12 protein-coding genes are annotated in these 12,628 nt (G+C 63.2%); 7 read left to right on the top strand and 5 right to left on the bottom strand.

Going from position 1 to position 12,628, the window contains the following annotated elements; all coding sequences use genetic code 11:
* Positions 1-43 precede the first annotated feature (43 nt).
* Entirely contained in the window at positions 44-1,861 is a 1,818-nt protein-coding gene (locus C8J98_RS21260) for a glycoside hydrolase family 15 protein (RefSeq protein WP_199229984.1), read from the top strand.
* Here C8J98_RS21260 and C8J98_RS21255 read toward each other — a convergent pair.
* From C8J98_RS21255 to C8J98_RS21245, 3 genes are all read right to left on the bottom strand, one after another.
* Positions 1,858-3,048, bottom strand: a complete 1,191-nt coding sequence (locus C8J98_RS21255) for a DUF1501 domain-containing protein (RefSeq protein WP_107915855.1) — start codon at positions 3,046-3,048, stop codon at positions 1,858-1,860. The genes C8J98_RS21260 and C8J98_RS21255 overlap by 4 nt on opposite strands.
* A gap of 8 nt (positions 3,049-3,056) precedes the next feature.
* Positions 3,057-4,565 carry a DUF1800 domain-containing protein gene (locus C8J98_RS21250; RefSeq protein WP_107915853.1) on the bottom strand — a complete coding sequence of 503 codons (1,509 nt, stop codon included), beginning with the start codon at positions 4,563-4,565 and terminating at the stop codon, positions 3,057-3,059.
* Positions 4,566-4,781: 216 nt separating this feature from the next.
* The gene (locus C8J98_RS21245; protein WP_199229983.1) at positions 4,782-5,081 is read right to left on the bottom strand and encodes a hypothetical protein; all 300 of its coding nucleotides are present in this window, start codon (positions 5,079-5,081) and stop codon (positions 4,782-4,784) included.
* A 97-nt stretch (positions 5,082-5,178) separates the two neighbouring features.
* Here C8J98_RS21245 and C8J98_RS21240 point away from each other — a divergent pair, with 97 nt between their 5' ends.
* From C8J98_RS21240 to C8J98_RS21230, 3 genes are all read left to right on the top strand, one after another.
* Positions 5,179-5,775 carry a class I SAM-dependent methyltransferase gene (locus C8J98_RS21240; RefSeq protein ID WP_107915851.1) on the top strand — a complete coding sequence of 199 codons (597 nt, stop codon included), beginning with the start codon at positions 5,179-5,181 and terminating at the stop codon, positions 5,773-5,775.
* Positions 5,776-5,870: 95 nt separating this feature from the next.
* A complete protein-coding gene (locus C8J98_RS21235; protein ID WP_107915849.1) occupies positions 5,871-7,196 on the top strand; it encodes an AAA family ATPase in 1,326 nt (441 codons plus the stop codon).
* Between the two features lie 87 nt (positions 7,197-7,283).
* Complete coding sequence (locus tag C8J98_RS21230) at positions 7,284-7,937, top strand: HNH endonuclease (RefSeq protein ID WP_255417759.1); 654 nt, start codon at positions 7,284-7,286, stop codon at positions 7,935-7,937.
* Between the two features lie 65 nt (positions 7,938-8,002).
* Here C8J98_RS21230 and C8J98_RS21225 read toward each other — a convergent pair whose 3' ends face one another.
* A complete protein-coding gene (locus tag C8J98_RS21225; RefSeq protein ID WP_107915845.1) occupies positions 8,003-8,788 on the bottom strand; it encodes a CPBP family intramembrane glutamic endopeptidase in 786 nt (261 codons plus the stop codon).
* Positions 8,789-8,908: 120 nt separating this feature from the next.
* On the opposite strand from C8J98_RS21225, the gene C8J98_RS21220 reads away from it, so the two are divergent.
* A complete protein-coding gene (locus tag C8J98_RS21220) occupies positions 8,909-10,486 on the top strand; it encodes a TerC family protein (protein WP_107915843.1) in 1,578 nt (525 codons plus the stop codon).
* A gap of 139 nt (positions 10,487-10,625) precedes the next feature.
* On the opposite strand, the gene C8J98_RS21215 is transcribed toward C8J98_RS21220, so the two are convergent.
* Complete coding sequence (locus C8J98_RS21215) at positions 10,626-11,054, bottom strand: MAPEG family protein (protein WP_107915841.1); 429 nt, start codon at positions 11,052-11,054, stop codon at positions 10,626-10,628.
* 108 nt (positions 11,055-11,162) lie between these two features.
* Between C8J98_RS21215 and C8J98_RS21210 the strand changes: the two genes are divergently transcribed.
* Together C8J98_RS21210 and C8J98_RS21205 are read left to right on the top strand one after the other, a co-directional pair.
* On the top strand, positions 11,163-12,035 hold the full coding sequence (locus C8J98_RS21210; protein ID WP_107915839.1) for a neutral zinc metallopeptidase: 873 nt from the start codon (positions 11,163-11,165) through the stop codon (positions 12,033-12,035).
* A gap of 12 nt (positions 12,036-12,047) precedes the next feature.
* Complete coding sequence (locus C8J98_RS21205) at positions 12,048-12,404, top strand: YkgJ family cysteine cluster protein (protein ID WP_107915837.1); 357 nt, start codon at positions 12,048-12,050, stop codon at positions 12,402-12,404.
* Positions 12,405-12,628 lie beyond the last annotated feature (224 nt).

Here is a 12,628-nt window from a genome sequence, read left to right as displayed (position 1 = left end):
GTTGTGGCATTTCTCCGCCACCTTCCCGCCGTCGGAGAACGGTGTGTCCCAGCGCGAGAATCCCGTTCCGGGCCGGACCATCGGCGAGCACGGTATCGTCGGCAACCTCGACACGGCTGCCCTGGTGGCGATCGATGGCACCATCGACTTCATGTGCTGGCCACACATGGACAGCCCGACCGTATTCGCAGGCCTGCTGGATCCGGAGAAAGGCGGCGAGTTCTCCATCGAACCCGAGCTGGACAATGCACGCACCATCCAGCTCTACATCCCCGAAACCAATATCCTCATGACCCGCTGGATGTCAGAACAGGGCAGCGTGGAGCTCACCGACTTCATGCCGCATCCGCAGACCGATACACGCCTGCCGATGAGTCTCATTCGTTGCCTGCGCGTCCCTCGTGGCACGGTGACGATACGGGTGCGCTGCCGGCCGCGCCTGGATTACGCGCGGAAGCTGCCGGAGACCGAACACTATGGTGAGAGCGTCGTCTTCCATGATGGACCGACATCGCTGCGTCTCGGCGCCAGCGTGCCGTTGACCTGCGGCGCAGGCGAGGCTACCGCTGAGTTCACGCTCGAACCAGGTGACGCCGTCTGGTTCGTCCTGTGCGGTGAGGAGCATGATCCGCTCGACGTGAAGGAGTGTGTCGCCGCACTCGAGCATACGGCTTCCGCCTGGCGCCGCTGGGCGCGGCGATCGAATTATCGCGGTCGCTGGCGCGAGCGCGTGGAACGTTCCGCGCTGGTGTTGAAGCTACTTACCTCGCATCGTCACGGATCGATTGCCGCGGCGGCGACCTTCGGCCTGCCAGAAGCGACGGGCTCGGAACGCAACTGGGATTACCGTGCGACGTGGATCCGTGACGCGTCGTTCACCGTGTATGCGTTCATGCGGCTGGGTTACATAGAGGAGGCCGAGCACTTCCGTGAGTGGTCCGAGGACCGGATCATGGAGCTCGGCAAGGATTCGGCGCTTCGCATCATGTACGCGCTGGACGGCAGCGAAGTCGCTGAGGAATCCACGCTCGAACACCTCGCCGGCTATGCAGGCTCGCGGCCCGTACGCATCGGCAACGCCGCACGCACGCAGACACAGCTCGACATCTTCGGCGAGCTGATGGACAGCCTCTACCTGGCAAACAAATACGGTACGGCCATGAGTCATGCCGGCTGGGAGCACGTGCGCCGGATGGTCGAGCACGTTCGCCATCGCTGGCGCGATCCCGACGAAGGCATCTGGGAGGTTCGTGACGAGCCGCGTCACTTCCTGCATTCGCGCCTGATGTGCTGGGTGGCACTGGATCGCGCGGTGCGTCTTGCCGGCAAGCGCTCGCTTCCCGCGCCCGTGGTGGAATGGGCTCGCGACCGCGACCGAATCGCCGAAGACATATGGGCGCATTTTCGCCACCCCGAGCATGGGTATTTCGTCCAGAGTAAAGGCAGCACGGACGTCGATGCCGCCTTGTTGATGATGCCGCTGGTGCGTTTCGTGTCCGCGACCGATCCGGTCTGGTTGAGCACGCTGGAAGCGATTCGCGACCAGCTCACCGATGACGGCCTGGTCTTCCGTTACCGCAACGCCGACGGCCTTGAAGGCGGCGAAGGTGCCTTCACCACCTGTACGTTCTGGTACGTGGAGTGCCTTGCCCGCGCCGGGCGCCTGCACGAGGCGCGCGAGATCATGGCGCGCGGTGTGCTGTACTCAAACCACCTCGGACTGTTCTCCGAAGAGTTGAGCCTGCGTGCCGAACCGCTCGGCAACTTTCCACAGGCCCTTACCCACCTGGCCTTCATCAGCGCGGCGTATTACCTCGACCGCCGGCTTTCCCATCCGGGCGGGCAGCTCTGGCAGCCTTAGACCAGTTGCAGGTCGCGCGGCTTCGATCCCGGAAACACCTTCGCCAGGTCGGCATCGGAGAGGCCGTACGTGCGGCGCATGAGACCACCGAGTACGTCGCGATAATTGTTTAGCACGGGGTAGTCGCGGTTCTGCAGCAGGCTTCCGGCGTTCACTGCGACTTGCTGGCCCGCGACACGGCCACCGTTCACCTTGCCGCCGAGCACCCAGTAGGTGGTGCCGTGCCCATGGTCGGTGCCCTTGTTACCGTTCTCACGGAAGGTGCGGCCGAACTCCGAGACCACGACGACGACGGTGTTGTTCCACTCCGCTTCGCCGAGCCCATCGGCGAAGCTGGCCAGGCCCTGCCCGAGGTTGTCCAGGTTGTTGGCGAGCTGGCCGTCGGCACCGCCCTGGTTCACGTGGGTGTCCCAGCCGCCCACGTCGACGAAGCCGAGCCGGAAGCGATCACGCATGAGGGTAGCCATGCGCCCGCCCTGCTGCGCGAAGCCACGCGCATTCACCGCGCCACGGCTGGCCGCGACCATCTCGGTCTGCAGATCCTGCGCGACCTGCTGGCGCAGTTGCAGCCCGTCGGTGGCGGCAGCCTGCAGCGATGTCCCCTCGTACATGCCGGCGAGGATCTTCGACTGGCGGTCGTCGAAGACGGCCTTGCCGCCGCCCTTGAGTGAGATGTTGGGGATGTCGCCCGCACCGCGGAACGACAGCGGTAGCGCATCGGTAAAAGCGATCGGCGGGGCGCCGCGTAGCACGCCCGAGAGACGGCCCATGAAGCCCGAGCCATAGTTACGCGCGTCGCCGGCTTCGCCGGCCTCGATGTTGTCCTGTGTTTCGAAATGGCTGCGCGAGAGATCGTCCGTGCCCGAGAACGGAATGAAGGCAAGCTGGCGCTTGTCCCATAGCGGGCCCATGGAGGCGGCGAGCGCCGGGGTCAGGCCCCAGTTCGCGTCGAGTGCTCGCACGGCTTTCGGATTGCCCACGTCGGGCTTCGCCAGCGCGATGGTGGGCCGCGATTCGTAGTAGAAGTCGCTGGCGTAGGGAACGAGCATGTTGTTCGCGTCGTAGCCTCCACGCAGGAAGACGAGCAGGAAACGCGGTGACGATGCCGGCGCGGCGAACACCTTGCCGCCCAGCATGAGCGCGGGCACGGCAGCGGCGGCGGCTAGCAGGAACTGGCGGCGATCCATGGGAAGCCTCAGCGGTAGTTGAAGTCGGGCGACGAGAGCAGGAACGTGTTCCATTCCTGCTGCGACGTAGCCTGGGTGAGCGCATCGCGCGTTTTTGGCGCCAGGTAAGGATCGATCGTGGCGTAGTACGTCGGCATGGTGAGCTGCGGGAAACCGCCTCGCGCGTGCGTACCGTCTTCATCAAGGTCGAACAGGTGGTTGGCGCCGCTGCCGATCGCCCGTGCGATCTCGAAACGCTTGGCCACCTGGCCGGAGCTGGACCATTCCGAATCGGTCGTCGGCCAGCCGTCGGGCGTGATCCTTCCGTAAGGCGCTTGCCCGAGCTGGTTGATCCAGTTCACCAGGGGGCGAGGGTTGGATACGGGCTTGCCGTCGTACGCCAGGCGCATGGTCGAGACCAGGAACTGGGTGGGATCCTTGTAGCGCTTGCCGAGCGAAGCGGTGAATTCCTTCGAGGTGAGCATCGTGTCCATCACCGCGGCGATGTCGCCATCGGTGTGGCGGAAGGTCTTCGCCATGGCCTTGACCAGCTCCGGCGGCGGATCGTTGGCGACGAAGTACTGCGCCAGCTTCGTCGATATGAAGCTGGCGCAGGCGGGCTGGCTCACGATGAGGTCGACAGCCTTCTCCACTTCGTCGAAGCCGCCACCCTTGATCGGCTTGCCGAGCAGCCGCTTGTCGCCGAAATCGTGGCGGTTCGGATTGAACTCGAACACCCCTTCCTGCAGGTAGTACGCCTGCATGTCCGGACGCAGCTTGCGCGGCTGGCCGTCGAAGTTCACGCCGACGCCGGTAAGGATTCGTGCGAGGTTCTGCACGTCGTCCTGGCTATAGCCGCTGCCGACGCCGAGGGTGTGCAGTTCCATCAGCTCGCGTGCGTAGTTCTCATTGATCTTGTCGCGTGCGTTCTGCACGTTGTCCAGGTATTCGAGCATGGCCGGGCTTTTCAGCGTGGCCAGAACGAGGTCGCGGAACTTGCCCAGCGCATGCGGGCGAATGGTGTTCTGCGCGTAGTCGGCGACGACCCAGCGCACGCGACCCTTCTGCTGGAATACGCTGAAGTGGTTCAACCAGAACCAGACCATCTGTTCGCGCAACTGGTTTTCGTCGTAGATGGCGTAGAGCAGTTCGGTCGCCTGTGCTTGCTGCGCGTACTGGTTGCCCTGCTTCTGCAGGGCCTTCTTCGCTTCCTGCTTTGCATCGCCATCGGGCATCGCGTTGATGCCGCGATACTGGTCGCGCACCTGCGCCACCAGCGTAGCCATAGGTGTTTTCATCACATCCAAACCGTCGATCTGGGCGCGCACATCGGCGGGCAGGCCGTCGGTTTTCGGATGCAGTTGCCGGTCGAGAAAGCGCCGCCGACCAAGATCGCGATAGCTGGCGAGGGTTGCGGAGTCTACGCCGAAGGTCACCCGGTCAAGCCAGGCTACATCGTCTTTCGACAGGGCATCGTCGCGTGCCGCGGCGGGCAGGGCGATGAGGGCAAGCACGACGGCAGCGGCCAACGCTCGCATGGAACCTCCGGTTTCGGTGCGTGTACCACCTTAAACGGGAGTCGGTGCCGAAGGTTTACTGCAGCCTGACCGCAAGAACCTGTCGGGCGTAGCTTGGCAGGAGCCGATTCATCGGCGATGTGGGAGCCGCTTCAGCGGCGATCCCGCGGCAGCGGGCCAGGGCCTCGCGAGCACCCCTTTCGCCGATGAATCGGCTCCTACAGGGAGCCGGGTCGGCTACATTTCGATTTCGTCGTCGCCGATGAACTCGATGGCGGCTTCACGGTTGCCGGCGGTTTCCTCGGCGATTTCACGCACGCGCTCGCCGACCTTGTCGTTGGGCACTTCGACTTCGACGGTGAACGTGCGTGAGCCGACATCGTCGGACAGCTCACTCGAACTGGAATCGTCGCGCACGCCCATGCCGAAATCGTCGATCTCTTCGACGCGTTCCACGCGGTCGATGCCGTGGATGGCGTTGACCACGTCGTCGAAGATGTCGCGGTCGCCGGTAATGCGGAGCTGGATGCGGGGCATGGGATTCTCCTGGAGCAATGACTTCCGATGCTGCGGCCGGGCATGTATGCCCGAAGTGTAGGGCCGGCTAACATGTGCGTTTTCGGCGGCCGTGCATATGCCCAAGACCTACGACCAGGCCTATTTCGACAAGTGGTACCGCAGCGCGAACCACGCCGTGGGCTCGCCGGCCGAGCTTAACCGCAAGGTCGCCATGGTGCTCGGCCAGGCCGAATTTTACCTCGGCCACCCGGTGCGCAACGTCCTCGACATCGGCTGCGGCGAAGCGCCCTGGCGAGCCGTGTTACGAAAGATGCGCCCGGGCATCGAGTATCGCGGACTGGAGGCCAGCGAATACGCGGTGGCGCGCTATGGCCGCTCGCGCAATATCGGCTATGCCCGTTTCGGCCAGCTCGCCGAGCTGCGTTTCGACACGCGGTTCGACCTGATCGTCTGCACCGACGTGCTGCATTACCTCAAGCCGGCGGAGATTCGTGCCGGCCTGACCGGCATCGGCGAGATGCTCGAAGGCCTGGCCTTTCTGGAGCTGTACACGCGCGAGGACGATCCCGGCGGCGACCGCGAGGGCTTCCTGTCGCGCCCGGCAGGCTGGTACCGCGACGCGTTCTCCGAGGTTGGTCTGCTCGCCGTGGGGTCACAGTGCTATGCCGGTCCGCGGCTGTCCCGCCACGTTGCCTCGCTCGAGCGGCTTTAGCTGTCTGATCGCCCTGGCCCACCAGTTCGCGACGCAGCAAAATTCTGTCAACATCGGGTGGGATATGCCCCATTTTGTTAAAAGAAACGACAAAGATGCGGATTGATCACATAAATGTAAGTAATTTCAAGGGTTTTTTGCAGCGTGAGTTCTCGCTGCACCCCGAGTTCAATCTCATTGTCGGCACCAATGGCACTGGAAAGACGAGCGCGCTCGACGCGCTATCCGTTGCGATCGGGAGTTGGTTCTTGGGTGTTCGTGGCGCGGACAGTCGCCACATTCGAGCGACTGAAGTCCAATTGGCCCGCTTTACCGAGGGTCTTGTGGGGTCGTCCATTGCGGACGCGGAGGTCCGCTGGGAACGAATGTATCCCTGCCAGATCGTTGCTCGAGGAGAGGTGCAGAGCCGAAAAATCACGTGGAAGCGCGCTTTGAACGCCCCTAATGGGCGCACGACGTACGGCGAAGCCGTTTCGATCAAACGGCTCGCCGCGGAAGCTGATAAGGCCATCCGCGCCGGCGGGGACAGCTCATTGCCACTGATCTCCTATTACGGAACCGGGCGGCTTTGGCAAGAACCAAGGGAATCGTTTCAGGTTTCGAATCCGGAGGCAGTCACGAGCAAGGATGAGCAATCGAGACTCGCCGGATATTGGAATAGCGTGGATCCCAGGCTCTCAGTTGGGCAATTCACTCGCTGGATTGCGAGGCAGTCGTGGATTGCGTATCAGCAAGGAGGTCGTTCCAGTCTTGCGTACCGCACGGTTATCGACGCGATTGTGCGATGCATCGAAGGTGCACAAAGCCTCCGATTTGATGCGTCGCTTGGTGAGGTCGTCGTTGAGTTCGAGCATGGCATTCAACCCTTTTCCAATCTTAGCGACGGGCAGCGTTGCATGCTTGCGATGATCGGAGACCTTGCTCAGAAGGCAGCTAAGCTGAATCCGCATCTAGGTGGCAGGGTTTTGGCAGAAGTGAAAGGCGTGGTTTTGATCGACGAACTGGATCTTCATTTGCATCCGCGCTGGCAACGACGCGTCATCGAGGATCTGCGGACGACATTCCCCAAAATTCAGTTTGTTTGCACAACACACTCCCCCTTCTTGATTCAGTCTCTAAGAAGTGGCGAAGAGCTAATTATGTTGGACGGCGTACCGGCCGCCGAGGTGTCCAATATGTCGATCGAGCAAATTGCCGAGGGAATTCAGGGTGTTGAAAGCTCGCGTGTCAGTGAGCGCTATGCTGAAATGAAAGAGGTCGCGAAGGAATACCTTAGCCTGCTTGATTCTTCGAGAAGGGAGCCGATCGATAGGAGCGTCGACGTTCGCGCGCGCTTAGCAGCGAAAATTTCCCCTTACGCGGACAACCCGGCCTTTCAGGCATTTCTGGAAATGCAGCGAGTGGCAACACTTAAGGAGTAACAATTGAGGCCGGTACGAAGGGATGCTTCCCCGCTTGCGGGGAACTACGGAAATTACGCCGATGCGAAGGCCGAACTCGTCTCGCGAATGGGACCATATTGTAGTTTTTGCGAACGAAAAATGCCCACGTCGCTTGCTGTTGAGCACATTCAGGCAAAAGGTTTAGCGCAGTATGCGAATTTGATCGGTACATGGGAGAATTTTCTCCTCGCGTGCGTAAACTGCAATTCGACAAAGGGCACGAAAGATGTCGTGCTTAACGCGCTCTTCTTGCCTGATCGCGATAACACGTTCCATGCTCTTGCGTATCACGCGGACGGTTCTATTACCGCATCAGCGCATGCTCAAGCGGCGGGTTTTGAGCCGATGGTAGATGCGACGCTGGCCCTGACCGGTTTGGACAAGGCGGCCGTCAATACAGCCGACCACCAAGGCGTCTTAATTGCACTGGACCGTATTCTCCAGCGTGCCGAAGCGTGGGCAGCAGCCGACATCGCGCGTGCAAACGTCGCAGCAAATCCAGATAGTGATGCGATGCGGTCGATGGTGGTGCAGTTAGCCACGGCTACGGGATTCTTCAGCGTATGGCTGACTATCTTTAGCGGTGATAGCGATATGGTCCTTCGGCTCATTCGCGCATTCCCCGGGACGGAAGCAAGTGGTTGTTTTGAAGCGCTTATTGGAACGTCGCGAACGCCCTCTCCAAACTTAGATGCGTTGCCGTTCGGGGCGAAGATCTAGCCCTTGTCTCTGCTCATTCAAATAGTTCTACGTTCCGTGCCAGATAGTGCTTATTCCGCGAACATCTAGCTCGCGCTCATGAACCAGCCCGCCGTCGCCAGCGCGTTGTTGGCGGCATGAGCGACAAAGCCCGGCCAGATCGACCCGCTGCGCACGCGCAACCAGGCGCAGAAAACGCCGATCAGGACCAGATTGGGCACCGCGTACCAGAGCCAGTCCAGATCGGGCAGGTGCACCGCGCCAAAGACGATGGCTGAGACCGCGATGGCCCAGCCGTCGCCGAGGCGCGTACGGAGCACCGAAAGAAGGGCGCCGCGGAACAGCAATTCCTCGACCAGGGGGCCGATCAGGACCACGATCGGGAGCAGGGCGACCCGCATGCCGACATGGGCATGGTCGGCGATATCGGTCACCGCCTGGCTGACGTCGTGGTCGCCGGCGAGGAACTGGGTGAGCAGGCCACCGAGCAAGGGGGCGAGGATGCCCAGCGCCGTGCCGAGCGCGATGTAACGGCCGGAGGGTGGGGTGAAACCGAGTCCGCCGGCGCCACTATCGAGCGTCTTTGCCGCCCAGCGTCGCACGACCCACGTTATGACAACGCTGGCGGCGCACAGAAGGGTAAGGATCACTACGACGATCAGGCGGTCGGGCTGATCCGGGACCGCCTGCGGAAACGTCCGGGCGATCAGTTGCGAAGTACCGCCGAACGCGCCGCCGAACCCTGCCTGCAGCGCGAAATAGGCAAGGATGGTCAGGACGGTCTCGATCGTGCCGGGTGTTCTCGCCGGCAGTTCGGGGGGGGAGGGCGAGGTTTCCAGGGGAGGGGAGACAGGCAAGAGATCGTGAGGCATGAACCACCGTAGCCGACGGACAGGGCCATCGCAACGGCGCTTCTGGCACAGACCGTCACGCACCCCCTGTATAGTGTTGCGTCCCTTCCGGAGGAAACCGGGCGCCTCCCGCGCCGACCCATGTTCGCTTTCGACTGGCTTGCCGACCCTTCGGCCTGGGCGGGTCTTCTCACGTTGATCGTGCTGGAGATCGTGCTTGGTATCGACAACCTTGTCTTTGTCGCGATCCTCGCCGACAAGCTTCACGCCCGCCAGCGCGATCAGGCGCGGCTCATGGGTCTTGGCCTCGCGCTGGTCATGCGTCTGTGCCTGCTGGCCGCCATGTCCTGGCTGGTCACGCTCACCCGCCCTTTGTTCAGCTGGAACGGCTTCGGCCTCTCCTGGCGCGACCTGATCCTGGTGATCGGCGGCGCTTTCCTGCTGTTCAAGGCCACCCTGGAGCTGCACGAGCGCCTCGAGGCCGACGACGACAGCGACGGCAAGGCAGCGCGTCGAGCCAGCTTCTGGCTGGTGGTGGCGCAGATCGTCATCCTCGATGCCGTGTTCTCGCTCGATTCGGTGATCACTGCCGTCGGCATGGTCGACCATCTGTCGATCATGATGATCGGCGTGGTGATAGCCATGGCCCTGATGATCACGGCGAGCAAGCCGTTGACGGTATTCGTCAACGCGCGCCCGACGATCGTCATCCTCTGCCTGTCCTTCCTGCTGATGATCGGCTTCAGCCTCATTGCGGAAGGCTTCGGCTTCCACATTCCCAAGGGCTACCTGTACGCCGCGATCGGTTTCTCGATCATGATCGAGGCGTTCAACCAGACCATGCGGCGCAATCGCCGTCGGTCGCTACTGGTTGGTGGCCGCATCATGCGCGACCGGACGGCGAAGGCCGTATTGCGCTTGTTGGGTGGCGCGCCGGACGACGAAGGCGACAACGGCAAGAGCGCGCCCACCACCGAGACCACGGTTACCGCCGTATTCGGCAAGGACGAGCTGGAGATGGTGCAGGGCGTCCTCGACCTCTCGCAGCGACCGGTTCGCTCGATCATGACGCCACGCACGGAAATCGTCTGGGTAGATCCGGGCGAAGACCTGCCGACGCTGTTGACCGAAGCACGTGAGTCGCCGCATCACTGGATGCTGGTCGCCAACGGCGACCTCGACGAACTGGTGGGCGTGGTGTCTTCGCGCGACCTGCTCGCCAGCCTCGCCGATCATGGCCGCCTGGAAACCGAGCGCGTGGTGCGCAAGCCCATCACGGTGCTCGAATCGCTCAGCGTGCTGCGCCTCATCGACGAGTTCCGCCGGGCGCCGCTACAGGTGGCACTGGTGGTCGACGAGTACGGCAGCATCCTTGGCCTGGTCACGCCGGCCGACGTGCTTGAAGTGATTGCCGGCGAGTTCCCCGACGAAACCAGCGAGGGTGATCCCTCGGCGGTGAGCGAACCCGATGGTGCCTGGCTACTCGACGCCAGCCTGGACGTGCGCCGTGTCGAGCATCTGCTCGGCCACCGCCTGCCGGGAGCCAGCGACGGCAACTTCTCCACGCTTGCCGGATTCGTGCTCCAGCGGTTGGGCCGCCTGCCCAGCGCCGGTGACCGCTTCGAGACCGACGGCCTCGAATTCGAGGTCACCGCGATGGAAGGCGCGCGCATTCAGCGCGTCCGCGTGCTGGCACTGGCCCGGGACGACGAGGATTAACTCACCGTCGTTGTAGGAGCCGATTCATTGGCGATCAGGACCTGTGGAAGCCGCTTCAGCGGCGAAAAGCCAACGGAGCGGTTTAGCGGGGAACGCCATCGCCGGCGCAGCCGGCTCCCACAAAAAACGGGCTCCGCACTTAGCCCGCGGCGGCTTCTTCAGCGGGAGCCGCGTTGTTTTCCATAATGGCCATGCCGATCCCACCGGCCGCCATCAGCATCAGCGCCGCCCAGGCGATCATCGAGACCATGTAGCCCGGACCGCGGCGCGAAGCTTCGCGCGCATAGGCCCAGGCATACCAGACGCGGCCGACCAGCCAGATCAGCCCCGCGATCCCGGCCCACAGTGGGTCGGCGTACTGGGCGGCCAGCCACAGTGCGGGGATGAACATCACCGCGTTCTCCAGCGTATTCATCTGCACGCGCCAGGCGCGTTCAAAAGCCGGGTCGCCGGAGATGGAGGGTGCCTTGATCCCGTAGCGATTCCGCGCCCGGCCCACCATCCAGACGGTGGCGAACATCAGGAGCAGGGTGAGCAGGGTGACGACGGCGGGGAGCTGACTGGTCATGAAGCCTATCCGAGGAGCATATTCAGCCGCCGAGTCTAGCGGTTCTGGTCCATGCGATCATGCCGACCGTGTCTCGCTCCGGGGACGCATCCATGGGAGGAGGGCGCCATGCTCTGGCAAAAAGGCCGTAGAAGCGACAACGTGGAAGACGCGGGCGAAGGTGGCGGAGGCGGGGGGCCTTCCTTCGGAGGACGCGGCCTGGGCATCGGCGGCATCATCATCCTGGCCATCCTCGGCATGGTGTTCTACAAGGACCCCACGGCCCTCCTGGGCCAGGGCGAACCCGGGGCGGCGCCCCAGCAACAGACTCAGGCGGCGCCGCACCAGGCGGCTGCCAACGACCCGCAGGTGGACTTCGTCCGCGCCATCCTCGGTGAGACCGAAGACACCTGGGGCGAGATCTTCGCGGCCAACGGCCAGACCTACGAACGGCCCAAGCTGGTGCTGTTCCACGGTGGCGTGCGCACGGCCTGTGGCTCGGCCTCGTCGGCGGTCGGGCCGTTCTATTGCCCGGGGGACCACAAGGTCTATCTGGACCTCGACTTCTTCCGGACCATGCAGGAGCGCTTCCATTCGGCGGGGGATTTCGCTCGCGCCTATGTCATCGCCCACGAGGTCGGCCACCATGTGCAGAACCTCGTCGGCGTGTTCGACAAGGTAGGCGACGCGCGCCGACGCGGTGCGCGCCTGGAAGGTGCGACGGGTCTTTCAGTCCGACAGGAGCTCCAGGCCGACTGCTTCGCCGGTGTCTGGGCCAACCACTCGCAACAACGCCAGCAATGGCTGCAGCCCGGCGACGTCGAATCGGCGCTCAACGCGGCCACCGCCATCGGCGACGACGCCCTGCAAGAACAGGCACAGGGCAGGGTGGTGCCGGACTCGTTTACACATGGCACCTCGGCGCAGCGTGTGAAGTGGTTCAAGACGGGTCTCGAATCCGGTGACATCGGCAAGTGCAACACTTTCTCCGGTTCGATCTGACACAAGCAACGTATGACTCATCCTTGCCTTCTTTGTGGCGCGTGCTGCGCAACGTTTCGCGTGGCCTTCCACTGGATGGAAACCGATCTCGCCGGCGGCATCGTGCCGTCGGCGCTGACCGAAAACCTGGACCCGCACCGGGTGAACATGCACGGCACGAACACCTATGAGCCGCGCTGCAAGTCGCTGGTCGGCGAGGTGGGTAAGGCCGCCCACTGCGGCATCTACGAAGTGCGCCCTTCGCCCTGCCACGACCTCCAGCCCGCCTGGGAATACGGCGAGCCGAGCCCGCAGTGCGACAAGGCGCGCATCAAGCACGGGATGCAGCCGCTGACGCTGGACATGTGGGAGCCGCTTCAGCGGCGATAGCCAGTTTGCCGCGAACCCATCGCCGCTGAAGCAGCCGAAGAAAAGGCCCGCTCACGCCGCGGCGGGCGGGGGCGTGGCGGAGCAGAGCCTTCGGTGCGCAGACGCCGCGGAGCAGAGCCTTCGGTGCCCTGAGGTGGTCAAGTATTTCTAGACACTCGATAGGGCGTTTTTTCGGACCGTCAGCATCTCGTGGATGGCTGGCGGGACCTGTCCGTTGGCCGCAT

Origin of the sequence: Luteibacter sp. OK325 (assembly GCF_003050935.1) — a bacterium.
Taxonomy (GTDB): domain Bacteria; phylum Pseudomonadota; class Gammaproteobacteria; order Xanthomonadales; family Rhodanobacteraceae; genus Luteibacter.
Note: the sequence above shows the minus strand (reverse complement) of the source record. Positions and strands in the feature narration are given on the sequence as shown.

Coding starts and splice junctions, on each gene's coding strand:
- C8J98_RS21245 (WP_199229983.1), bottom strand. CDS start 5,081: ATGCCCCGCATCCAGCTCCGCATTACCGGCGACCGCGACATCTTCGAC.
- C8J98_RS21220 (WP_107915843.1), top strand. CDS start 8,909: ATGTTCGCTTTCGACTGGCTTGCCGACCCTTCGGCCTGGGCGGGTCTT.
- C8J98_RS21250 (WP_107915853.1), bottom strand. CDS start 4,565: ATGCGAGCGTTGGCCGCTGCCGTCGTGCTTGCCCTCATCGCCCTGCCC.
- C8J98_RS21235 (WP_107915849.1), top strand. CDS start 5,871: ATGCGGATTGATCACATAAATGTAAGTAATTTCAAGGGTTTTTTGCAG.
- C8J98_RS21255 (WP_107915855.1), bottom strand. CDS start 3,048: ATGGATCGCCGCCAGTTCCTGCTAGCCGCCGCCGCTGCCGTGCCCGCG.
- C8J98_RS21225 (WP_107915845.1), bottom strand. CDS start 8,788: ATGCCTCACGATCTCTTGCCTGTCTCCCCTCCCCTGGAAACCTCGCCC.
- C8J98_RS21210 (WP_107915839.1), top strand. CDS start 11,163: ATGCTCTGGCAAAAAGGCCGTAGAAGCGACAACGTGGAAGACGCGGGC.
- C8J98_RS21230 (WP_255417759.1), top strand. CDS start 7,284: ATGGGACCATATTGTAGTTTTTGCGAACGAAAAATGCCCACGTCGCTT.
- C8J98_RS21205 (WP_107915837.1), top strand. CDS start 12,048: ATGACTCATCCTTGCCTTCTTTGTGGCGCGTGCTGCGCAACGTTTCGC.
- C8J98_RS21240 (WP_107915851.1), top strand. CDS start 5,179: ATGCCCAAGACCTACGACCAGGCCTATTTCGACAAGTGGTACCGCAGC.
- C8J98_RS21215 (WP_107915841.1), bottom strand. CDS start 11,054: ATGACCAGTCAGCTCCCCGCCGTCGTCACCCTGCTCACCCTGCTCCTG.